Raw genomic sequence first — 22,804 nt, forward strand, 5'->3', positions numbered from 1 at the left:
TCGTGCGCACGCTTCGCGCGCGCCGCTCGCTCTCGCCATCGTCATCGGGCTCGCGACGACCGGGCTCGAGCCGTGGCCCGGTCCGGCACGCGATCGCCCGCCTCTCGAGCCAGCGCTGCTGGTTGCTCTTTTTGGTGCCGCTCGGAAAGAAAGCTTCGCGCGCCGCGCGCGCTCTGCACGACCGCAAATCCAGCAAGCAGCGTGAGCGCGTCGAGCATCGGCCAGCGGTAGCGGTCGACGACGATGAAGATCGACGTCATCGCCGGGAAGTAGGCGGTGAGCCCGATCAGCGTCACCGCAGACGCCATCCAGTAGCGATCGGCCGTCCGCCAAGCCTTCCACGCGAGCAGCACCGCACCGAGAGCGCCGAGCCCCAGGAGCAGCCAGTACGTCTCGCGCAGCACGTCGGCGACGAGCTCGGAGTTCTCCTTGAGCGGGTGCGGGCCGGGCAGCGCGTCCCCCGCCGGGGAGCCCGGCGGCGACACGTCGGTCGCGAAGATCGCCCAGTACGCGATCTCGAAGTTGGTGAAGACGAAGAGGTACGTCCGCAGCTTCGCGAAGTAGAGCTGCGCCGCACGCAAGGGATTCGCCTTGATCCAGCGACGTCCCTCGTCGGCCGCGATCGCGTCGACCTGAGCCTCCGTGGCGCCGATCGCGTCGGGGCGCACGGCCGCGAGCTGCTCGAGCCAGTCCTGCGTCCAGCCTCCGGTCGCGCGATCGTTGTTGCCCATGAAGAGGTTCATGCCGGCGTTCATGCTCGACACCGTGAAGCGGTCGAGCACGATCGCGTTGCGGGTGCCCCACGGCAGCAGCACCGCGTAGAGGCCGATCAGAACGAGCGCGGTTTCGGCGAGAAGAGCGCGCGGCCGCTTGCCTGCGACCAAGGACGCAACGGGCCAGAAGACCCACACGAAGCCGCCGACGGGCCGCGACAGCGCCGACACGCCGAGAACGACGCCGGCCACGAGCGCGCGTCCGAGCGCACGCTCGCTCCGCCACGAGGTGGCGAGCAGCCACACGAAGACGAAGAGCGTCGGCGCGGCCAGCAGCTCGGTCGCGGAGAGCAGCGAGAGCAGAATTTGCCGGGGATCGAGCGCAAGAAGCACCGCCGCGGCGAGCGCCGCGCCAGCGCCGACCAGCGACCGCGCGGCGAGCGCCCCGACCACCACCAGGAGCACCGACAGCACGATGCTGATCGCCTTGACCAGCGTCGCCGAGTAGCCGACGACCGCGAACGCGGCGGCGAGCAGCAGCGGGTAGCCCGGTGCGAACATCGCGGTCGGAGCGCGGGGCGCCCAGTGGTAGCCGCCCTGCTCGACGATCCCCCGCGCAAGATGAACGAAGCTCCAGAAGTCCGACACCGGCTGCGTCGGGATCCAGAGCACTGCCGCGACCCGCAGGGTCAGGGCGAGAAACGCGACGCCGGCGAGACGCACCGCGAACCTCCGGTCCGGGTCCGCGCGCGTGCCTCGCGGGGCATCTGCGAGCATCGCGCGTCCCTACCCAGATCGCGTAGCAACGTCAAGAGCCTACCGTTGAAAGCCGCGCGTCGCTTGCCTATCGCAGCGCGATGCCCGAAACGCCGACCACGAGCCCACGCGCGACGGTGGTGGTCGTCGCGGGGGCGGAGGGCGCAGCCTGCGCGCGCTCGCTGCGGAGCGTGCTCGCGCAGAGCGAGCGCGCGCTCGAGGTGATCGTCGCCGCGACGCGCGACGCCGACCTGCCGCGCGACGTCGTGCCGAGCGACGACGCGCGCGTCCGCACGCTGGTCGCGCCCGGCGCGCAGCCGGCCGAGCTGCGCAACCGCGCGCTCGCGGGAGCGCGCGCGCCGTGGGTCAAGCTGATCGCGGCGGGCGACGAGCTCGAAGCCGCGTGCCTCAAGCGCGAGCTCGCGGCGCTCGCCGCCGCGCCGCACGCGCGCGCCGTGGTCTCGCAGCCGCGGGTACTCGGCGAGGACGGACGACCGGTCACCGATCCGGCTACGGTCCGGCGCTGGACGCCCGCCGCGCGCACCGGCGACGAGCTCGCGCGCGAGCTCTTCGAGCGGCGCACGCTCGCGTCCGCGACGGTGCTGTTCGCGCGCGACGCGGCGCTGGCGCTCGGCGGCTTCGACGTCGAGCTGACGTCGATCCACGAGCACGACCTCTGGCTGCGGCTCTGCCACGCGCACGACGTCGTCGTGCTCCCCGAGCCGCTCGTGCGCGTGCACGCGCGCCCGGCGCCGCCGGACCCCGCGGGGGCGCGCGCCGAGCGTGCGGACTCGGCGTTCCGCGTCCTCGCCGAGCTGCGCGCGTGCGGCTGGCGGCGCGTCGTCGACCGCGGCGGCGACGCGGGCGTAGCGGGCGACGGAGGAGCAAACGGTGGAGCGCTCGCCGCGCGGGCGGACGACGTCGCAGCGAGCGACGCCGCGGCCGATCGCGCGCGCGCGGCACGACGCCTCCTCGCGCTCGCGCGCTCGGTCGAGCGCGCTGGGCTCCGCGAGCTGCGGCCGTTCGCGCTCGAGCTGCTCGCGCACGCGCGCGCGCTCGACGACGCCGCAGCCCGCGAGCCGACGCTCGAGGCGCTGCGCGGCGTCACGCCCGAGCTCGGCCGCACGCCCGCGTGGCGCGACGGAGCGCGCGCCGAACCCGCGACGCGCGGCGCGCTCGTCGTCGCCACCACCGCGCTGCGCACGCACCTCGAGCAGCTCGGCGAGAAGCTCGCCGACGCGTCGCGCGCCGGCACGCGCAACGTCGACCGCTTCGAGGACCTCGGCGTCGAGGCAGCCTCGGCGCGCGTGCTGGTCGAGCGCGGCCGCGGGCTCACCGAGCAGGTGCTCGGCAAGCTGCAGATCAAGCGACGCTTGACGAAGACGGCGAGCGCGCTGCTCGGCCGCTCGCGTGCGGAGCGCCCCGTGTCCCGGCGAGAGCCAAGCGCTGCGCAGCCGAGCGACGACGCCTGGGCGAGCGCGGCGAGCCCCGCGACGCGCGCCGAGCTGGAGCAGATCCTCGCGCGCCACACCGACCGCCGCGGCACCGTGCTCTTCGCGCCGACGCTGCGCTGGAGCCACGAGCTCTTCCAGCGTCCGCACCAGCTCGCGCGCGAGCTCGCACGCCAGGGCTACCTCGTCTTCTACTGCGAGAGCCTGTGGCCGGAGCCCGACGAGCCGCTCTTCCGCGAGATCGGCGAGCGCCTGTACGTGGCGCACGCGCCGCTTCCGACCTACGCGGAGATCGAAGCGCCGATCGTGTTCTTCCTGCCCTACAACGCCTTCGACACGAGCAAGCTCCGCAACGCGCGCGTGGTCTACGAGCTGATCGACGAGCTGCACGTCTTCCGCGGCGACGCCGCCGAGATCCGCCGCAACCACGAGCACCTGCTCGACACCGCCGACGTCGTCGTCGCGACCGCGCGCAACCTGCACCGTCAGATCGCCGAGCGTCGCCCCGACGCGCTGCTGAGCCCGAACGCGGTCGACTACGAGCACTTCCGTCAAGCACGCGATCCGTCGCTACCGGTCCCGCCCGAGCTCGCCGCCGTGCTGCGCCCGGGACGCCGCGTGATCGGCTACTACGGCGCGCTCGCGACCTGGTTCGACTACGAGCTCGTGCGCTTCGCCGCGCTCGCGCGTCCGGACCTCGAGTTCGTGCTGATCGGACCCGACTACGACGGCTCGCTCGCGACGACCGACGTGCTCGCGCTCGACAACGTGCACCGCCTCGACAGCCAGCCGTACGAGGCGCTGCCGCGCTTCTTGCGCGCGTTCGACGTCGCGACGATCCCGTTCGTGGTCAACGACATCACGGAGTCGACCTCACCGATCAAGCTGTTCGAGTACGCGGCGGGCGGCAAGCCGGTGGTCAGCACGGCGATGCAGGAGTGCCTGCTCTATCCCGGCGTGCTGGTGGCGCGCGACGGCGAGGAGTTCGTCGCGCAGATCGAGCGCGCGCTGACGCTCGCTGGAGACCCGGAGTACCTCGCGACGATCGACGCCATCGCGCGCGACAACACCTGGGCAGCGCGGGTCGCGCAGATCCGCGCGGTGCTCGAGGCGACGACTCCAGGCGCTGCGCCGCGGCGGCCGCACGACGCGGCGCGGAGGGCCGAGGCACGATGAGCACCGTCGAGCGGCCACGCGCGACGATCGTCGTGCCGGCGTCGAGCAACGACCCCGCGCTCGGCGCCCTCGTCGCGGGCTTCCTCGCGCACGGCGAGGCGCGCGTCGAGGTGCTGGTCGTGCACGACGGGACGACCGTCACGCCGCGCGCGCTCGAGGAGATCGACGACCCGCGCCTGATCGCGATCCCGCTCCCCGGGCTCGGCGTCGGCGCACGGGCCAACGTCGGGCTCGCCGCCGCGCGCGGCGCCGCCGTCAAGATTTTGCTCGAGCGCGACGCGGCGCTCGTGCCCGGCGATCTCGAGCGCGAGCTCGCGGAGCTCGAGGCGCACCCCGACTGCGCCGCGGTCGCAGCGCTGTGGTGCGCGGAGGGCGCGCTGCTCGCGAGCCTGCTCGAAGGACGCGCGCCGCGCGTCGCGACCGCGACCTTCTGCACGGGCGTGCTGCGCGCGCTGGGCGGCCTCGACGCGAGCTTGACGCACGCCCTCGGCTACGACCTCTGGCTCCGCCTCGCGCTCGACCACCGCGTGCACACGCTGCCCGGTGTCGGCGGCGAGCAGCCCGTCGCGTGGGACGGCGCCGGCGTGCCGAGTCGTTCGGAGCACGCCTGGGTGCTGGTACGCACGCTGCTGGAGCGCGGCCTCGACTGGTGGCGCGACGCGACCAGCTCGTGGGCCGCGGACGTCGACGCCTGGCGCGAGCTCGCGCTGCGGCTCGTGCGCTCGGGTCTGCCCGAGGTGCTGCCGGTCGTGCGCACGATCGGACGCCGCGCGCGCGCCGAAGGCCGGCCGCTGCCGCCGCTCGACGAGCTCGAGCGCCTCGCGTCCGAGGACGCTGCGCCTGCCTCGCCTGCGGATGCGCCCGCGCCGCCGCACGGACACGCGCCCGCCCCGCAGATCGACGCGAGGCGCGCGACGGACGCCGCCACCAGCGACGCGCCGAGCCCGCACGACGCCGAAGCGGCGAACGTGCTCGCGCTCGCCCGCGCCGCCGCACGCGACGAGCGCACGCTGCGCACGCTGCGCGCCGACGGCCAGCGCCTCGAGGGCTACGAGGCGTGGCTGCGCAGCGAGCTGGGGACGCTGCGCCGGACCAGCGAGGAGACGCTGCTGCTCGCGACGCGCGTGCTCGACAAGCTGCGCTTGACGAAGCGGCTCTCCGCGACGCTGCAGCAGCTCGGCCGCGCGGCGGGCGTCCGCAAACGCGGCGAGCGCGACACGGCCGCCACCACGCCCGAGCGCCACGGCTCCCATCGCGTGGCCCCCGGAGCGCGACGCCGCCAGTGGCTGATCCTCGCCGCGGTGCCGCTCGACGACGTCGGTGGCGGGCAGCGCAGCGCCCAGCTCGCGCGCGCGCTCGCGCGCCGCGGCGACCTCGTGTGGTACGCGGCCCGCTTCCCGCGCCACGAGTCGGTCGACCTCGGGCTGCGCGACGCGATTCCTGGCTTGACGTCGCTCGACTGGAACCCGGACGAGCTGCGCCGCCGGCTGCGCGCGGCCGACGACCGCGTGCTCGTCCTCGTCGAGCTGCCGGAGACGCAGGTCGTCGAGCTCGCGCTCGAGGCGCGCACGCTCGGCGCGCGCGTCCTCTACGACAAGATCGACCACTGGGCGGCGTGCGCGTGGGCCGACTGGTACGACGCCGCGACCGAGCGCCGGCTGATCCGCGAGGCCGACGACCTCGTCGGCTCGGCGCGTCTGCTGGTCCAGCAGCTCCGCGGCGGCCCGCGCGCGCCGCACCTCGTGCTGAACGCCGTCGACCGCACGATCTTCGCGCCGGACGCGGTGCGCTCGGGCGAGCCGCCCGCCGACCTCGTGCGCGGCGAGCGGACGCTGCTCTACGTCGGCTCGCTGTGGGGCGACTGGTTCGACTGGGGACTCGTCGCCGAGGTCGCCGCGCGCCGCCCGCGCTGGGCGGTGAACCTGATCGGCGACCGTCCGCGCCACGTGCCCGAGCTGCCGTCGAACGTGCACCTCCTCGGGCTCAAGCCGCAGGCGGCGCTGCCGCCCTACCTCGCGGCCGCCGACGTCTGCTGGATCCCGTTCATCCCCTCGCCGCTCGTCGACGGCGTCAATCCGCTCAAGGTCTACGAGTACCTCGCGATGCACCGCCCGGTGGTGGCATCGCCGATGGTCGAGCTGCGCGACGTGCCGTACGTGTTCGCCGCGCGCGGCGCGGAGGCGACGGTCGCCGCCGTCGAGCGCGCCGCGGCGACGCCGCCGCCGGTCGAGACGCTCGAGCGCTTCCTCGCGGCCAACGACTGGGAGGCGCGCGTCGCGACGCTGACCTCGCTGTGCGAGCGCCCGACGATCACCGTCGTCGTGCTGTGCTACGACAACCGCGACGTCATCGGCGCGTGCATCGAGTCGCTGCTGCGCAACCGCGGCGACGCGCGCTACGAGATCGTGGTCGTCGACAACGGCAGCCGCGACGGCTCGCTGGAGATCCTCGCCGCGCACGCGTCGCGCGGCGAGATCCGGCTGCTGCGCAACGCGCGCAACGGCTGCTCGTCGGGGCGCAACCTCGGCGTGCGCGAGAGCGCGAGCGAGCTCGTCGTCTTCCTCGACAGCGACCAGCGCGCGCTCTTCCCCGGCTGGCTCGATCCCGCGCTCGAGGTGCTCGCGCGTCACCGCGAGATCGGCGCGGTCGGCTGGAGCGGCGGCTGGTTCAGCGCCGGTCGCGGACGCGGCGCCGTGGTCGACACGCTGCCCGACCGCGGCGCCGGCAAGCTGCGCGACGGCTTCCGCACCGACGTCGCCTACCTCGCGACGAGCGGCCTCGTCGTGCCGCGCTCGGTGCTCGCGCGCACCGCGGGCTTCGACGAGCGCCTCGACCCGACCTGCTTCGAGGACACCGACCTCTCCTTCCAGATCAAGGAAGCCGGCTTCGAGCTCGCCTACTGCCCCGGGCTCGGCGTCGACCACCGCCCGCACGCGACCACGTCGGCGCTCGCCGCGTACGACGAGGTCTACCGGCGCAACGAGCGCCTCTTCCTCGAGAAGTGGCGCCACCGTCCGGAGTACTTCTTCGACGTCCCGGATTGAGCGGCGCCGCGCGCTCGCGATTCAGGCCGCTCTGCCTGCGGTCGCGGCGCCGAGCACCTCGTCGGCGAGCCGCGCCGCGTCGCGCTCCTGCCAGCCGGGCTCGAGCCGGACGACGCGGCTCGCGTCGGGGAACCACGCGAGCGCGAAGCCACCCGGCTGCGTCGCGACCACGAGCGGACGGCGCACGTCCTCGAAGGCCTCGAGCGGCACCGAGGCGACGATCAGACGCTCGTCGGCGTGCACGAGCCCCTGGTGCGCCCCGCCCTCCGGCTCGGCGTGCACGAAGACCAGCCGCCCGCGCCGCGCGATCGCCCGGCCGAGCGCGAGCGCCGCACCGCCCTCCTCCGCGTCCCGCGGCTCGGCGAGAACGACGACCGGCGTCGCACCGACTGAGCGCCGTGCGGCCAGGGACGCGACCTCGTCGCGCCAGCGCCGCGTCTGCCGCCGGTCGCCCCGGTAGGGCCGCCAGGCGGTGTGCCACTTCGCCTCGAACTTCGCGCGATTCGCCTCGTAGATCGCGTCACGTTCTTTGAGCTTGTCGAAGCTCACCTGACCCACGTGGCGGATGAACACCTCTTCCGCGCAGACGAGGCGGAAGCCCGCGAGGCGCACCCGGTGCGCGTAGTCGTCGTCCTCGAACATGCCGACGCCGAAGCGCTCGTCGAGCGGCCCGACCGACTCGAGGACCGACCGGCGCGCAGCGACGCAGTACATCGCGAGCATGCGGATCGGGTAGACCTCGCCGCGGTGCGCGCGCGCCCACGCCTCGGCGAACTCGGGCAGACGCGCGAGCTCGTCGTGGCTGATCCGCTCGCGCGCCTCGTTGAACGTGCCGTCCGTCACCGGTCCGACCAGCCCGACGCGCTCGTCGCGGCGCAGCACGTCGATCAGCCGCGGCAGCCATCCCGAGGTCACGACGGTGTCGTTGTTGAGCAGCACGACGTACTCGCCGCGCGCGGCGGCGATGCCCTGGTTGTTCGCGGCGGCGAAGCCGCGGTTCTCCTCGTTGCGCAGCAACCGGATCTCGCCGCGCTCCGCGAGCTGCTCGAGGTAGGCGACCGTGCCGTCGGTCGACGCATTGTCGACCACGAGGATCTCGCGCCGCGGCCACGTCCGGTCGTCGAGCAGCGCCGTGAGGCAGTCGCGCGTGAAGCGGAGGTTGTTCCAGGTGACGATGACGATCGTCACCAGCGGGAAGGTCTCGTCCGCGCGCTGGAGCAGCTCGCGCGCGCGGCTCGACCAGGTGTTCTGCGCGGCAAACGCGCGCCGCTCGGCGACACGCTCCGGCGACGTGTCGCGCAGCGCCCGCTCGAGCGCGCGCGTGAACTCCTCCGGGCTGTCGGCGAGCTCGACCAGTCGCGCGTGCGGGACGAGCTCCGGCAGCCGGCTCGCCACGACCGGCTTTCCCGCCGCGAGGTACTCGAAGAACTTGACGGGGCTCGTCGCCTCGATGAGCGGCGTCAAGCGAAAGGGGATCGTCGCCACGTCGAAGCGCGCGAGGTAGGACGGCAGCGCGCCGTACGGCTTCTCGCCGAGAAAGCGCACGTTCGGCGCGCGCACGAGATCGTCGTGCGGCGGCGCGCCGAAGGTCGAGCCGATCAGCACGAACGTCCACTCGGGGTGGGCACGCGCCGCGTGGCGCACGAGGTCGAAGTCGAACCACTCGGAGATCGCGCCGAAGTAGCCGATGATCGGCGAGCGCAGGCCGGCGAGCTCGGCGGGCGAAGGCTCCGCCGCGTCTACGCGCGCGAAGTGCTCGGGCTCGCATGCGTTCGGCACGAGCACGAGCGACCGCGCGCGTCCCTGCGCCGACGCTTCGAGCTTGCGTGAGGTCACGACAACGAGATCGCTCTCCGCGACGAGCCGCTCCTCGGTCGCCAGCATGGCGGGAGCGTTGGTCGAGAAGCCGGCGTGGTCGTCCATCCAGTCGTAGACCACCGGCCAGCCGAAGGCGTGTCGCAGGTGCAGCGCGAGCGGCGTCCAGAACGGGAGCTGCACGACGACGATCGCGCTGACGATGCCCGCCTCGGCCCGCAGCTCGTCGAGGGCGCGCGCCATCGTCGCGACGTCGGCGATCGCGAGCGCGTCGCGCCACTGGTCGAGCGGCCGTGCGCCGGCGATCTCGACCTCGAAGATGCGCTCGTCGAGCGGCGCGACGCGGACGAGCGGCGACTCGCCGTCCGCTGCGACGCGCTCGGCGAGCCCCGCCGGGTCGACCCAGAAGACCCTGCGACCGTGCGCGGCGATCGCGCGCGCCATCTGCTGCGGACGCTGGTGGCGAAAGCGCCACGCGATGATCGGCAGCACGACGACGTCGGGATGGCGGCGCGTGCGGAGGATCTCCGCGATCCGCTGCATCTCCTCCGGCCCGCGCCAGCGCGGAGCGGGCAGCGGCGGGCGGCCGAGGATCCGGCGCCAGACCGCGCGCAGCGGCCGCGGCAGCCGCGGCCCGACGTACGCCTCGAGGCGCCGGTAGAGCTTCATCATCCCGGCGTCCCCAGCTCCGCCCGCATGGCGGAGCGCGATCGCAGCCGCCGCACGCTCATCGCGCGGCGTCCCCGCGCGACCGGCGGGCGAAGCCCTCGAGCGCGGTGCGGATGCGGTGCCCGATGCGCAGCTTGTCGAGCGCGCGCGCGAGCAGCGAAAAGGTGTCGGCCAGCGCAAAGCGCGCCGTCGCGAGGTCGGTGCGCGTGCGCTGCACGAGCGCCGCGGCGCGCTCGTTCGCGACGGCGTTGAGCAGCATGCGCGCGAGCGCATCGAGCGTTCCCTCCAGCGCTCGACCCGCGCGGCGCTCCTCTTCGACCTGCTCGATGCAGCGCCGCGCCACGGTCGCGAGCGCGCGCTGACGGTGCGCCGCACCCGACGTCGCGACCCTCTCGAACAGCTCGACGTGCGCCGCGAGCCAGCGCTCGTGCGACAGCTCCTGCGCGAGCTCTGCGGCGCGCTCGCGGGCGCGCGCGCTGCGCCGCGGCAGGTCGTCGAGCACCTCGGCGATCGCGCGCGCGAGGTCTCGTGCGTGCGGCGGCTCCTCGCTCGCCGCGAGCGCGTTCAGCGCCTCGCTGTCGACGTGCACCGGGAAGGCGGGACCGTCGACCAGCGCGCCCGGCAGCACCGCGGCGTCGCCACGCGCGCCGCCCTCGCCGAGCAGGAACGCTGCGTCGCCGGTGCGCGTCAGCACCGCCGGCACGCCCGCGGCCATCGCCTCGATCGCGGCGAGGCTCAACCCCTCGAGCACCGACGGCATGACGAAGACGTCGGCCGCGGCGAGGATGCGCGCGACGTCGTCGCGCTCGCCGGCGAGCGTCACACGATCGGCGAGCCCGGCCGCGGCGATGCGCGCTTCGATGCGGTGCGCGTAGGCCGGGTTGCCGACGCCGCCGACGAGCCAGGCCACGACACGCGGCCGCTCGGAGGCGAGCAGCCGCAGCGCCTCGACCAGCGCGAGCTGGCACTTGATCGGGTCGAGGCGTCCGACCTGGACGAGGAGCTGCGCGTCGTCGCCGATGCCGAGCGCGCGCCGTGCAGCAGAACGGTCTTCACTCGACGCAGGACGCGGCGTGACGCAGTTGCGGATCACGACGATGCGCTCGCGCTCGAGCGCGAAGCGCTCGGCGCAGAACTCCGCCACCGACTGCGACACCGCGACGTAGCCGTCGATCACCTCGTCGGTGGCGCGGATCGCGTCGAGCACGCCGGCGCCGAGCCAGGCGTAGGCGTTGTGCAGCGTCGACACGACCGGGATGCCGAGCCGCGCTGCGACGCGGCTGCCGAAGGTCGAGAAGTGCGCGTTGACGAGCTCGACGCCGCGGGTCGCGAGCACGCGCGCGAGCTCGGCCTCGCGGTCCGGTCCGCGCAGCACGACGACCTCGACGCCGCGCGCGCGCAGCTGCTCGGCGCGCGCGCCGCCGCCTTCCGTGCAGAGCACGGTCGGCACGTGGCCCGCGTCGCGCAGCGCGAGCGCGAGATCGTGGACCACGGTCTCGAGCCCGCCGCGGTCGAGGGTCGCGACCTCGAGCGCGATGCGCAGCCCGCCCGTCGCCGCATCCTGCGCGTCCGGACGCGCGGGCGCTGCGACGGCGGACGCGACGCCCGGCGCGGGCGCGTGCGTGTGCCCCGCAGCTCCCGCGTCCAGCGCACGTGGCGTCGCGAGCCCCGGGTGCAGCGCGCGCAGCGGCGCGAGCTCGGCGTCGTCCGCCACCGTCGCACCGAGCGCGCACGCGCGCGCGACGAGCTCCGCCGCGACACCGAGCGCGGCGCGCACTCCGCCGCGTACGACGACGCGCGCGAGCTCGAGGCACGCCGCCGCTTCCGCCTCGGGCGCAGGCAGGTCTCGCGGCGCGAGCCGCACGAGCAGCTCCTCGAGTCGCGTGCCGCTGAGCGCGCGCAGCAGAACGCGCGCGCGCTCGATCTCCTCGGCGCGCGCGTCCGCCGACGACACCGGACCGCCGCGTACGGTCACGTCGACCAGGCGCTCGGGAACGACGACGGCGCGCCCGTGCAGCGCGAGGCGCAGCCACAGATCCTGCGCGTACGCATGGCGCAGCGACGGATCGATTCCGCCTGCGGCGAGCGCGCGCGCACGATCGAGCAGCACGCCGGAGAGCGGCGGCACGTCGCTCGCGAGCACGGCGCGCAGCGACGGGTCCGGCGCCGGCGCGGATTCGCCGAGCTCGGCGCCGCTCGGATCGCGGCGGCGCGCCGCAACCAGCACCGCGAGCGCGTCGGGCTCGCGCTCGAGCGCCGCGAGCAGAGCTGCGACGCAGCCCGAATGCAGGACGTCGCGCGCGGCGAGCAGCACGACGTGCGACGTGCGCGCGAGCGCGAGACCGAGATTCAGCAGGTGCGCGACGCCGTACCGCGGCTGGCAGACGATCCGCACACGCGGATCGGAGAGCCGCGCCAGCACGGCCGGGCCGTCGTCGACCGAACCGTCGTCGAGCACCAGCACCTCGGCGGCCTCGGGCTGCGCGAGCGCCGAGTCGACGGCCGCCGCGAGGAACGGGCCGTCGTTGCCCGTGGTGACGAGCACCGTGACGCTGCGCTCGGTCGTGCTCATCGTCACACCGCCGCGCGCGGCCGCGCCGCGCCCTCGACCACGCTGCGCACCGTCTCGAGATAGCGCGCCGCGATCGGACCCGCCGCCCAGCGCTCGTCGATGCGCGCGAGCGCCGCGTCGACGATGCGGCGGCGCAGCGCTTGGTCGTCGAGCACGGCCGCGACGCCGTCCGCCGCGCCGCGCGTGTCGTTGACCTCGAAGGTGATCCCGGTGCGACCGTGCTCGATCAGCTCCTCGAACGCGCCGGCGCGCGACGCGACCACGGGACAGCCGCACGACATCGCCTCGATCACCGACATGCCGAAGGGCTCGATCACCGACGTCGGCACGAGCGCGCCGCCGCTCGCGGCGAGCAGCGAGTAGAAGCGCGGCATGTGCTCGTAGGCGAGCGACGACACCCAGCGCACGCGGTCGATCAGCCCGAGCGCCTTCACGGTGGCGAGGAAATCGCGCTTGACGTCGTCGGTCACCGCGAAGCCGCCGAGCACGATGAAGTCGACGTCGTCGCGCGTGCGCGCGAGCTCGGCCGCGACCTCGAGGAAGTGGCGCCAGTTCTTCTCCGGCTCGAGGCGCCCGACCCAGCCGAGCAGCTTGCGGCGCGGCGCGACGCTCGGCGGCACGAAGCGGAACAGCGAGCGGTCGATCGGGTTCGGCACGATGCGGATCGGGATCGGCCCACCGCGCAGCCACGGGAACTCGCGGTAGATCAGCTCCTCCTCGTAGCGCGACGGCGTGATCACGAGGCGCGTGCCGGTCGACGGCAGGTCCTGCAGGTACTGCAGGTTGTCGAGGCGGTTCGAGTGCACCTCGGTGACCAGCGTGCCCGCGAAGCCCGCCCGCGCGAGCACGGGATACGCTTGCGGCGTGTCGATCGCCGCGACGACGTCGAAGCGCCCGCGCTCGACGATGCGCTCGAGCTGATCCGGCGCGCACGGATAGGTGACGCCCGTGAAGCCGCGAAAGATCTCGCCGCCGCCGATGTCCTTGAGCAGCACGACCTCGGGCGCGAGCCCGTGCTCGCGAAACCCGACCAGACGGTTGCGCAGCACCGTCTCGCAGCCGCCGAGCGAGCAGTACTGGTAGACGAAGAGGATCTTCATCCCGCGAGCGCCTTCAGGACGTCACGCGACGCGTCGGCGCGCTCGACCAGATCGAGCAGCGCGTCGACGCGCCGGCTCCAGCGGCTTTCCGCGACGAAGGCCGCGACGCGCTCGCGATCGAGCGGTGTCGCGATCGCGGTCTCGAGCGCGGCCTCGAAGCCGTCGCGCTCGCAGACGACGACGCCCGGCACGTCGCGCAGGTGCGGCATCCCGACCGCGACCACGCGCAGCCCGAGCGCCAGGTACTCGTAGAGCTTCACCGGATCGACCGCCTGCGTGAGCCTTCCTTCGCGGAACGGGATGATCGCGACCGTCCAGTGCGCGGCGCGCGCGGCGAGCTGGTCGTGCGCCACCATGCCGGGCAGGACGACGTTCGGCGGCACGACCAGGCCCTCGTCCTGGCCGTAGCCGATGATCTCGAAGCGCCACTGCGGACGCCGCTCCGCCGCCTCGCGGATCAGCTCCCAGTCGAACCACGACGGCGTCAGGTGCCCGAAGTAGCCGATCACGACCTCGCCGTCGCGGCGCGCGGGCTCGACGACGCGCAGCGAGTCGAGGTCGACGCCGTTCGGGACGAGCGGCACGTCGCGCGCGGCGACACGCTCGAGGTCCGCGGCGAGACGCGGGTGCGTCGCGACCACGACGTCCGCGTTGCGCGCGAGATAGCGCTCGACCGCCTCGTCGTACCAGTACGCCTGCCCGACGCGCGCGAACTCCGCCCAGTCGTCGATGCAGTCGTAGATCGTGACGAAGCCGTGCGCGGCGAAGAGCCCGAAGCGCTCGTACAGCGCGACGTCGGGGAACTCGGCGAGAAAGACCTTGCGCAGACCGGGCGTCGCCGTGCGCAGCAGCTTGCGCTGGATCGCGGGGATCTGGTCGATCGGCACCGACAGCACGCGCGGGTCGCCCGACGCGAGCACGTCGTCCGCGAGTCGCCAGCGCCAGTAGAAGTAGACGACGTGGTGGCCGCGGCGCGCGAGCTCGCGCGCGATCCAGGTCGAGCGCTGGCCGCGCGTCTCGGAGTACGGGTCGGTCGCGTAGATCGCCCAGAGCCACCCCGATCCGCCGCGCGCGGAGGCCTCGGCGCTGGCGAGAAACGCATCGAGCACCTGCGTATCGAGCGTCTTGACGCGCTGGTCGTCGCCGCGCAGCCGTGCGCGCAGCGCGCGTACGCCGGAGGTGACGCGGTGGGTGAGGCGCAGCTTGTCGAGGATCCGCTGCGCGTGCACGTGCAGGAGCGGCGCGAGCGCGGCGAGCGCCTCGGCGTCGCGCGCGACGGTCGCGAGCTCCTCGCGCTGCGCATCGCCCGAGGCGGCGCGCGCCGCGAGGCGTCCGGTGACGCTGCCGGGCTGCGTCATGCCCCGTGCGGCGACGGCGAGCGCTTCGCGCCTCGCGCGTGCCGAGAGCAGCTCTCGCGCCGCGGCGTCGGCCTGGATCGTGGCCGTCGTGGCGCCTTCGCGCGCCGCGGTGCGCACGCGCGCGCGCAGCAGGCGCGCGAGCGCGGCGGCGTCGGCGCGTGCGCCGTCGTCGATCTCGAGCTCCGGATCGAGGAGCACGACGCCGCAGCGCCGCGGGGCGTCCGCGAGCGTCGCGTCGGGCGCGGTGAGCAGCGCATCGAGCGGACGGCGTGCGAGCAGCGCCGCGAGCTCGTCGGCGACCAGCTCGGCCTGCAGCATCTCGACGCGTACGCCGTGCCGCTCGAGCTCCTGCGCGCGGTCGGTGCGCTCGCCGAGCAGGACGACGTCGACGCCGTGCTCGCGCAGCGCCGCGGCGCGCTCGAGGAGCGCCGCGACCTCGGGACGCGTCCGCTCGGCGGCGCGCACCGCGAGCGTGAGACGCGGCGGCATCGCCGGGCTTCGCATCGCGGGCAGATTGCGGCTCGCGAGCGCCGGCTCGCGGCCCGCGGCGCTCGCGACGAGCACCGGCGCGAGACGCGTCGCTTCCGGAAGGATCTCGCGCAGCGCCGCGAACGCCGGATCGTCCGGTAGCGCGCCGCCGCGGCGCAGCGCGTCCTGCACCAGCTCCTGCGCGAGCGGCGCCGCTTCGGCGACGCCCGACTCGAGCAGCGAGCGCGCGATCTCGAGCCGTGCCTGCGCCGGGTCGACCCAGGCGCCGTCGGCGATCGCGGCGCTCAGCTCGTCGACCGAGACGGTCGCAAAGGCGCGCACCAGCGCGCGCCCGAGCTCGGCGGCGACGACGTCGTCGGTCGGCGCATCGTCGCCGGCCGTCCCGTCGCGCGTCGTCTCGGTCGGTGCGGTGTCGTTGGTCGCCGCGGGCCCGCCGGGCGCCGCGCGGCGCAGCAGCACCGCGTCGACGCCGCGCACCGCGAAGCGGCTCGCGAAGCGCAGCCAGAAGTCGTCGGCCGCGCAGGCCGTGAAGGTCGGATCGAAGCCGCCCGCGGCGAGCGCGTGGTCGCGTCGCACGAGGCAGGCGCCGAGCGGCGGCGGCGCGCCGCGCAGCACGGCGTGCAGCAGGCGTCCGCGCGTCGGCGCCTCGGGTTCGGTCGGCGTCGCGCCGCCCGTCTCCGCCCCGCCGTCAAGCATAGCCCGCGCGAGCGTCGCCGCGGGCGGCGGGTAGGCTTCGATGCTCGCCAGGTGCCGCGCGATCGCGTCGGGCGCGAGCTCGTCACCCGCGTCGAGCACGCAGACGTACGGCGCGCGCGCCGCGACCAGCGCCGCCTGCAGCGCGCCGCCGAGCGTCGTCGCCGCGGGCAGCGGCGCCACGCGCACGCGCGCGTCGTCGCCCGCGACGTCGCGCAGCACGCGCTCGTCGCCGACCAGCAGGACGTCGAGCGCGGGCTCGCTCTGCGCGAGCGCGCTCGCGACGCTGCGCGCAACCGCGCGCGCAGCGCTCGCGTCCCGCGCGACGATCGCGATCGACGCGCGCGGCGACGCTCGCCGCGGGGAAGCGGCGTCGATGGCTACTCCCCCTCCTCCGGCACGCGGAACTGGTCGTGGCAGGACTTGCAGGTCTTGAACAGCGCGCCGCTCGCGGCCTTCAGGTCACCGCCGCTCTTCGCGGCCTCGGCGAGCGCCAGCGCCGCCTGACGGGACTCGGCGTTGAGCTCGTCGAATTTCTGCTTGTTGGTCCAGACCTCGGGCTTGGCGCGCGACAGCGGCGACTCGCTGCCCGCCGGGAACATGCCGGGGAACTTCTCGAGCGCGGCGGCGATGTTCTCCGCCGGCTGCACCGCGTCCTCCGGCTTGCCGGCCTTGGTCGCGGCGCCGATCTTCTTGGCCTCGGCGCCGACCCCCTCCATGAGCTCGTGGCGGTCGTGGATCGGACCCGGCGGCAGGTGCTTGCCGTGGTCTTCGTCGGCCAGCACGGGCGTCGTGCTGGTCACGAGCAACGCCACGGCGGCGAGCGCGCCGCGGCGCACGCGGCGCGCGGTTGTCGAGATCCGGTCGTGCTGCATCATCCCTCCTTCCCCTCCGCCCCTTCGTCCTGCTTCGCGACCACGTGGTGGATCGGAGGCACGGTCTTCAGGTAGGCGGCCATGGCCTCGAGATCGTCTTTCGGCGCCTTGCCGAGGCCCGGGGCCCCGGCGATGCCGTCGATCAGTTCTGCCATCGTGCCCTGCACGTTGTCGAAGTCGGGCTTCATGCCGAGCTGCAGCAGGCTCACGATGTCGCTCTCGTCCCAGTCGCCGATGCCGGTCGCGCGGTCGCCGGTGATGTTCGGCACGAGCGTACCGTCCGGCAGACGCGTGCCGGCGAGGTACATGTCGCCCTCCGGCGCGCCGAACTGGTCGCGCGGCGTGTGGCAGTCGCCGCAGATGCCGACGTGGTCGGTGAGGTAGCGTCCGCGCTCGAGCCGCTCGGTGGGCGCGCGCTCCGGCGCCTCGACCGAGCCCGCGAAGAGAAAGCGCCAGGCGCGAAACGCGAGCCGCGGCAGCGGCAGGTCGACCTCGTGCGGACGGTTCGGCTGCGCGGCCGGCGGCAGCGTGCGCAGGTAGGCGATCAGGTCGCGCAGGTCGTCGTCCGCCATGCCGGCGTAGGCGAAGTACGGCATGACGGGCGCCTCGACGCTGCCGTCGCGCAGCTCGCCCGAGCGGATCGCGCGCGCGATTTCGGCGTCGCTCCAGGCGCCGATCCCGTGCTCGGGGTCGGAGGTGATGTTCGTCGAGTAGAAAGTGCCGAACGGCGTCTCGATCTCGACGCCGCCCGCGCCGATCGGCCCCTTCTCGGGCGTGTGGCAGCCGCAGCCGCCCGCGAGCGCGAACACCCGCTCGCCGCGCTTCGGGTCACCGGGCGTCGCGACCGCGCGCTCGTCGCGGTCGGCGTCGCACGCCGCGAGCACGCCGGCGAGCACGAGCACCGAGAGCGGCGCGCAGCGGGTGAAGCTCACCCGGCGTTGGGGAAGAGGTCGTCGCGGGTCTTGCCCGCGAGCGTCGTCTGCAGCTGCGCGAGCGCCTCGTCCTGCGACGGCGCGAGCGCCATCAGCGAATGATCGGCGCGAACCATTGTCAGGTCGCAGGGCACCGCGGTAAAGAAGCCGTTGGGCAAGCTCGAGACCATGACGAAGAAGGCCTTGCCGTCCGCAGAGCGGAACTGGAACCACTCGACCTTCTGCACCACGTACGGCGTGTCGCTCATCGAACATCTCCTCGCAGGTGCGGTGTGGCTAGCGTGCGACCCGCCCCACGCGCAACCGTAAAGCCGGCGACGCACGCGCGTGTTCTTCGACTTCTACAAGAGCGACGTCCAGGCGGTGTACCTGCTGTGGGTCGTACCGCTCGCCTTCCTGGTTTACCTGTTCTTGACGCAGCAGGGCTGGCGCGCGTCGCCCGCGGCGCGTGACCAGGACGCCGTCTTCGTCCGCGCCTACGCCTGGCTGTTCACCTTCGAGACGCTGCTCGACTCGTTCGCGACCACGCCGCTCGTCCGCTGGCTCGGGGTCGCGGACGGGCCCGTCGGCACGGTGGTGATGATCGCCTTCGTCCTGCTCGGCGACTTCCGCGTGCTCTTCCTCCTGCAGCGGCTCGCGCGCCCGCGTCTGGGAATGCAGCAGGTGATCGCGGAGTCCGCGCTGTGGACGCTGCCGGTGCCGCTGGTCGCGGTCGTGATCGACTGGCTGCTGCGCACCGTCGCCGGACCGCTGCCGGCGCAGACCATCTGGCTCGTCTACGAGATCGCGTTCGTCGTCTTTGCGCTCTTCATCCGTCAGGTGCTGCTGCCGGACTGGCTCGAGGGTGCGAGGGGGCCGCGCCTCGCCTACCTGCAGACGGTCACGACCTACGTCGCGGCCTACTACTCGCTGTGGGCGATCTCCGACGTGATCGTCCTGATCCTCGGACTCGACGTCGGCTGGCTCCTGCGCGTCGTGCCGAACCAGCTCTACTACGCGTTCTACGTGCCCTTCGTTTACTTCTGGTTCTTCTGGTCGAGCGACCAGGCGGCGACGAGCACGTCGACCCAGGCGTCGAGGTAGGCGTCGGCGCGCGCCGCCGACGCTCCGCGCGGATCGCCGACGGTGCCGTCGGACGCGTGGCGGCGGAGGTCGGGATAGAAGAACTCGTGCGCGGGCGGCAGCGCGCCCGTGAGACCTGCGCGCAGACGCTCGCGCCGCACGAGCGCGGGCGCGAGTGCGGCGATGATCGAGGTCTCGGTCTCGCCGGCGTGCTGTCCCGCGGCGTCGGGCGCGACGCCGAAGCGTGCGCTCGCCGCGAGGAGCGCGCGCGTCAAGCGCTCGGAGTCGGTGAACGGCTCGACGCGCAGCGCGCCGGTCGCGCCGGCGAGGCGCGTCGCGAGCGTGCGCAGCACGCCGTAGTTGCCGCCGTGCGCCGAGAACACGAGCAGGCGCTCGAAGCCGTGCCCCGCGAGCGAGCGCGCGAGGTCGCGCAGCACCGCGACGAGCGTCTCCTCGTCGAGCGACAGCGTGCCGGGAAACGACGCGTGCTCGCGCGCGCAGCCGAGCGCGAGCGTCGGCAGGCGCACGACGCCGGCGCAGCGCGCGCACAGACGCTCGGCGACCGCGTCCGCGATCAGCGTGTCGGTCGCGAACGGCAGGTGCGGTCCGTGCTGCTCGGTCGAGCCGAGCGGCAGGAGCGCCGTGCGGCAGCCGGACGCGAGCAGCGCCTCGACGTCCGGCCAGGTCAGGCGCTCGAGCGCCGCCGCGCGCGGCGACGCGAACGCACGCGGATCGGCGGGCTCCGACGCGCGCTGCGCGGCCGGCTGGTCACCGTGCGCGAGATCGTCGCGCCCGACGTCGTACAGCGCGCCGTCGGCGCCGCGTCCGGGCCAGCGCGCCTGATCGATCTCGCGCTGCGCGATCCAGCGCAGGACGAGCGCGTCGAGCAGCGCCTCGTGCTCGAGCAGCGCGAGCGCGCCCGGGAGCGACGCGCGCAGCCGCACGAGACGATGGCGCTCGGGCACGAGCATGCTTTCGAGCCGCGCGAGGAGCTCCGCCTCGCCGGGCGCGTCGTCGCGCGCGAGCGCGAGGAAGGTCGCGCGCTCGTCGTACGCCTGCTGGAACGCGCCGTGCGCGACGTCGAGCACGTCCCACGCGGGCGGCGCCGGTAGCAGCGCGCCCTCGACGATCTTCGCGCGCAGGTTCTCGAGCAGCTCGACGTAGCTGCCGCTCGCGACCAGCAGAAGCGCGCCGAGCGCGCGCACGTCGAGCTCCGCGTGCTCGCGCGCGACGCGTGCGGGCGCTTCGGCGACGCGGGCGCAGGTCGCGTCGACGTCGAGCGTCGCGGGCACGAGTCCTTGCGGGGCTCGTCCCGCCGCCGCGCAGATCGACTGCGCGAGACGGATCGTCGCCGCGCAGCCGACGAGCGGACCGGTCACGCGCAGCAGGGTGCCGTACTCCTCGGGCGCGGGCAGACGCACGACCGCGACGCCGCGCTCCGCGAGCCGCGCGATCTCGCGTCGGCGCTCGGCGAGCGGACCGGACGGCGGCGCGTCGCTGCTCGACGCGTCCTCGCCCTCGCCCGGCGGCACCGCGGTGACCAGCGTCACGCCGGCCCAGCGCTCGACGTCGCGCAGGGCGAGTCGCGCGTTCGGCGACAGCCCCTGCGAGAAGACCACCAGCGCGTCGGCGCGCGCGTCGTCGGGCGGCGGCGCGACGAACGCGCTGCCGGGAAGAAAGCGCGCCGCGAGCCCGCAGTCCGCGAGCAGCGAGACGAGCAAGCGCGCGTGCGCCGCCGAGCTGCCGATGCCGGTCGCGACCACGCGCCGCACGCGCGCGGGGTCGCAGGCGAGGCGCGGCGGCGGCGCGGCGAGCGTCGCGCGCAGCGCGTCGGGCAGCGCGGCGATGCGCTGCTCGAGCAGGCGATGCGCCTCGCGCCAGCGCCCCGCGGCGTCGCTCATGCCGCGGGCGCCCGGTACGGCTGCGTCGCCGGCGCCGTCTCCGCCGCTCCTCGTTCGTCGTCGAGCACGACCGGCTCGCGCAGCTCGACGCCGCGCCGCGCGAGCGCCGCCATCAGCGCGCGCTCTTGCTCGAGGTCGCGCGCTGCGAGCAGCGGGTGCACGGCGCGTCCGCGGACGTGGTGCGCGAGCAGCGCCACCGCGGCGTCGGCGTCGGCCGTGCGCTCGTGCAGGTCGGGCGCGAAGCCCGCGACCGGCACGAACGCCGCGAAGCCCGCGCCGTGCGCGACCATCGCGCGCACCGCCGCCTGCCAGGTGCGCTTCTCGGCGCCGCCGCTCGCGAGCGGGAAGCGCTCGAGCCAGGACTCGCGCTGCACGCGGACGAGCGGCGTCGCGGCGTCGCGCGGTCCGTAGGACAGCACGACCTGCTCGCGGCCGCCGACGAGATCGAAGTACGCGTGCACGCGAAACCAGTGCGGCCGCGCGTCGATCGCGTCGCAGTCGCGCAGGCGCACCGGCAGGAGGTAGGTCGCGAGGTGCACGAAGCGCGGCTCGTCGGCGAGCGCGTAGGGCGCGAAGTCGACGACCGCCTCGGGCAGCTCGGCGGCGTGCGCGTCGTCGCCCGGATCGTCGAGCGCGTGCCCGGAGCGCGACTTCGCCGTCAGGTAGTGCAGGTTGTACGGCGACGCTTCCTTGCGCAGCGGCACGGTGTCCTCGACCGCGACGTCGAGCCCGCGCAGCGCGTCGACCTTCTCCGGGTTGTTGCTCAGCAGCCGCAGCGGCGCGCGGATCCCGAGCGCGCGGCAGACGTGCGCGACCTCGTCGTAGCGTCGGTGGTCGCGCCCGAGGCCCATCTGCTCGTAGGCGTCGAAGGTCGTGAGCCGGTTGCGGCTGGCCTGCACGATCATCCGGTCGCGCGCCTTGGCGGTGAACCCGGCGCCGCGACCCTCCTGCATCAAGTAGAAAACGACGCCGCGACCTGCGTCGGCGATGCGCTCGAGCGCGAGGTCGAGCTGGTCGACGCAGTCGCAGTCGCAGCCGCCCCAGGTCTCGCTGGTGACGCAGGACGAGTGCACGCGCGCGAGCAGCGGCTCGTCGCCGGCGAGGTCGCCGCGCGCGACCGCGAAGGCGTAGGCGCCGGTCGCGACGTTCTGGAAGACGTGCGCACGGAAGGGCCCGTGCACGGTCTCGAGCGGCACCGCGCCGCGCGAGAGCATCTGGCCTGCGATGACGTGCGCGCTCACGGCATCCGTCCCGGGTCGTGCTTGAGCGTGCTCATGACGCGGAAGTAGGCAATGAGTTGGTCCAGTTGCTCCGGCGTCAAGTGCGTGTGCGCAGGCATGCTGGTGTGGCGGAAGGTCTCGGGGTCGCGCACGTAGGCCTTGATCTGCTCGACCGGCCGGTACTCGACGATGCTCTGCGGCACGTTCAGGTCGGGCCCCACCTTGCCGCCCTGCCCGTTCACCGCGTGGCAGGCGACGCACTCGGTCTTGAAGATCTCGAAGCCCTTCCAGGCGGCGTCGCCCGCGGGAGCGGTGCGCGGCACGATGTTCGGGTACTGCTGCGCGATCTCGCCGATCTCGATGCGCACGAGCTGGTAGGGCCAGGGGTAGACGTTGGTGTCGCGCTGCCCCGGCTGCTGCCAGACGACGTAGAACGGGCTCGGATCGACTTGACGCCGGTCGATCGGATCCCAGCCGCCCTCGCCCGACTTCGCGCGCCGAGCGTCGGCGAGCGCGAGGAAGCCGCCCGGCTCGGTGGCGCGCTTGCCGGTCGACGGCTTGACGTAGCCGTCGCGGGCGCGGAACAGCAGGTCGTGCGTCGCGAGCTCCGTCGGCGCCTCGCCGAAGCCGAGCTCGAGGACGCGCGCCAGCGGGCAGGCGACGTAGGACATCGTACGTCCGTAGTACGGATCGTCGACCTCGATCGTGCGCACACCGCAGTCCTTCTCCAGGGTGGCGCGGTCGAGCCGCGTCACCACCTTGCCGTCGCGCACGAACTCGAGGACGGCGTCGTCCGCCGTCGCGACGAGGGCCGCGGCCAGCACCAGGCCCATGACCACCGCCGCCGACGCCACCGGCCCGATTCGCATCATCCGGGGAAGCTTAGCGCGAATCGCGAGAAGAGCGGAGTCTGCGGGCGTCTCGCGACGCCGTCGCAGGCGTGGCGACGGACGGAGCCGGCGGTCAACCGAAGGCTTT

14 protein-coding genes are annotated in these 22,804 nt (G+C 74.3%); 3 read left to right on the forward strand and 11 right to left on the reverse strand.

What is annotated here, in order from left to right:
* Nucleotides 1–41: 41 nt before the first annotated feature.
* Nucleotides 42–1,436: a glycosyltransferase family 39 protein gene (locus VIS07_17215; protein HEY8517252.1), complete on the reverse strand. Its 1,395-nt coding sequence runs from the start codon at nucleotides 1,434–1,436 to the stop codon at nucleotides 42–44.
* 134 nt (nucleotides 1,437–1,570) lie between these two features.
* On the opposite strand from VIS07_17215, the gene VIS07_17220 reads away from it, so the two are divergent.
* Both VIS07_17220 and VIS07_17225 read left to right on the forward strand, forming a co-directional pair.
* Nucleotides 1,571–4,096, forward strand: a complete 2,526-nt coding sequence (locus tag VIS07_17220; protein HEY8517253.1) for a glycosyltransferase — start codon at nucleotides 1,571–1,573, stop codon at nucleotides 4,094–4,096.
* Nucleotides 4,093–7,140, forward strand: coding sequence for a glycosyltransferase (locus VIS07_17225; protein ID HEY8517254.1), 3,048 nt, complete (start codon nucleotides 4,093–4,095; stop codon nucleotides 7,138–7,140). The genes VIS07_17220 and VIS07_17225 overlap by 4 nt, the downstream gene beginning before the upstream one ends.
* 21 nt (nucleotides 7,141–7,161) lie before the next feature.
* Here VIS07_17225 and VIS07_17230 read toward each other — a convergent pair whose 3' ends face one another.
* Genes VIS07_17230 through VIS07_17260 form a run of 7 tightly spaced genes read right to left on the reverse strand, consistent with a single transcriptional unit; the run spans nucleotide 7,162 to nucleotide 17,891 of the window.
* Nucleotides 7,162–9,627, reverse strand: coding sequence for a glycosyltransferase (locus VIS07_17230; GenBank protein ID HEY8517255.1), 2,466 nt, complete (start codon nucleotides 9,625–9,627; stop codon nucleotides 7,162–7,164).
* Between the two features lie 55 nt (nucleotides 9,628–9,682).
* Nucleotides 9,683–12,196 carry a glycosyltransferase gene (locus VIS07_17235; protein HEY8517256.1) on the reverse strand — a complete coding sequence of 838 codons (2,514 nt, stop codon included), beginning with the start codon at nucleotides 12,194–12,196 and terminating at the stop codon, nucleotides 9,683–9,685.
* A gap of 2 nt (nucleotides 12,197–12,198) precedes the next feature.
* The gene (locus VIS07_17240; protein ID HEY8517257.1) at nucleotides 12,199–13,296 is read right to left on the reverse strand and encodes a glycosyltransferase family 4 protein; all 1,098 of its coding nucleotides are present in this window, start codon (nucleotides 13,294–13,296) and stop codon (nucleotides 12,199–12,201) included.
* The gene (locus VIS07_17245) at nucleotides 13,293–16,265 is read right to left on the reverse strand and encodes a glycosyltransferase (protein ID HEY8517258.1); all 2,973 of its coding nucleotides are present in this window, start codon (nucleotides 16,263–16,265) and stop codon (nucleotides 13,293–13,295) included. The genes VIS07_17240 and VIS07_17245 overlap by 4 nt, the downstream gene beginning before the upstream one ends.
* A complete protein-coding gene (locus VIS07_17250; protein HEY8517259.1) occupies nucleotides 16,217–16,714 on the reverse strand; it encodes a cytochrome c in 498 nt (165 codons plus the stop codon). Before VIS07_17250 ends, VIS07_17245 begins: the two co-directional genes overlap by 49 nt.
* Nucleotides 16,711–17,643 (reverse strand): cytochrome c, encoded by a 933-nt coding sequence (locus VIS07_17255; GenBank protein HEY8517260.1) that lies wholly within the window; start codon nucleotides 17,641–17,643, stop codon nucleotides 16,711–16,713. Before VIS07_17255 ends, VIS07_17250 begins: the two co-directional genes overlap by 4 nt.
* Complete coding sequence (locus VIS07_17260; GenBank protein ID HEY8517261.1) at nucleotides 17,640–17,891, reverse strand: hypothetical protein; 252 nt, start codon at nucleotides 17,889–17,891, stop codon at nucleotides 17,640–17,642. Before VIS07_17260 ends, VIS07_17255 begins: the two co-directional genes overlap by 4 nt.
* Before the next feature lie 79 nt (nucleotides 17,892–17,970).
* Here VIS07_17260 and VIS07_17265 point away from each other — a divergent pair, with 79 nt between their 5' ends.
* Complete coding sequence (locus tag VIS07_17265) at nucleotides 17,971–18,726, forward strand: hypothetical protein (protein ID HEY8517262.1); 756 nt, start codon at nucleotides 17,971–17,973, stop codon at nucleotides 18,724–18,726.
* Here the strand turns inward: VIS07_17265 and VIS07_17270 are convergent.
* From VIS07_17270 to VIS07_17280, 3 genes are read right to left on the reverse strand one after another with little or no spacing between them, the layout of a single operon-like run.
* Nucleotides 18,660–20,606 (reverse strand): creatininase family protein, encoded by a 1,947-nt coding sequence (locus VIS07_17270; GenBank protein ID HEY8517263.1) that lies wholly within the window; start codon nucleotides 20,604–20,606, stop codon nucleotides 18,660–18,662. The two genes, VIS07_17265 and VIS07_17270, sit on opposite strands and share 67 nt — an antisense overlap.
* The gene (locus tag VIS07_17275; GenBank protein HEY8517264.1) at nucleotides 20,603–21,847 is read right to left on the reverse strand and encodes a GTP cyclohydrolase II; all 1,245 of its coding nucleotides are present in this window, start codon (nucleotides 21,845–21,847) and stop codon (nucleotides 20,603–20,605) included. The genes VIS07_17270 and VIS07_17275 overlap by 4 nt, the downstream gene beginning before the upstream one ends.
* Nucleotides 21,844–22,698, reverse strand: a complete 855-nt coding sequence (locus VIS07_17280) for a cytochrome c (protein ID HEY8517265.1) — start codon at nucleotides 22,696–22,698, stop codon at nucleotides 21,844–21,846. Before VIS07_17280 ends, VIS07_17275 begins: the two co-directional genes overlap by 4 nt.
* Nucleotides 22,699–22,804 lie beyond the last annotated feature (106 nt).

This window comes from Candidatus Binatia bacterium, assembly GCA_036563615.1.
GTDB lineage: Bacteria > Desulfobacterota > Binatia > UBA12015 > UBA12015 > DATCMB01.

Coding starts and splice junctions, on each gene's coding strand:
- VIS07_17280 (HEY8517265.1), bottom strand. CDS start 22,698: ATGATGCGAATCGGGCCGGTGGCGTCGGCGGCGGTGGTCATGGGCCTG.
- VIS07_17225 (HEY8517254.1), top strand. CDS start 4,093: ATGAGCACCGTCGAGCGGCCACGCGCGACGATCGTCGTGCCGGCGTCG.
- VIS07_17220 (HEY8517253.1), top strand. CDS start 1,571: ATGCCCGAAACGCCGACCACGAGCCCACGCGCGACGGTGGTGGTCGTC.
- VIS07_17230 (HEY8517255.1), bottom strand. CDS start 9,627: ATGATGAAGCTCTACCGGCGCCTCGAGGCGTACGTCGGGCCGCGGCTG.
- VIS07_17250 (HEY8517259.1), bottom strand. CDS start 16,714: ATGATGCAGCACGACCGGATCTCGACAACCGCGCGCCGCGTGCGCCGC.
- VIS07_17240 (HEY8517257.1), bottom strand. CDS start 13,296: ATGAAGATCCTCTTCGTCTACCAGTACTGCTCGCTCGGCGGCTGCGAG.
- VIS07_17235 (HEY8517256.1), bottom strand. CDS start 12,196: ATGAGCACGACCGAGCGCAGCGTCACGGTGCTCGTCACCACGGGCAAC.
- VIS07_17260 (HEY8517261.1), bottom strand. CDS start 17,891: ATGAGCGACACGCCGTACGTGGTGCAGAAGGTCGAGTGGTTCCAGTTC.
- VIS07_17270 (HEY8517263.1), bottom strand. CDS start 20,606: ATGAGCGACGCCGCGGGGCGCTGGCGCGAGGCGCATCGCCTGCTCGAG.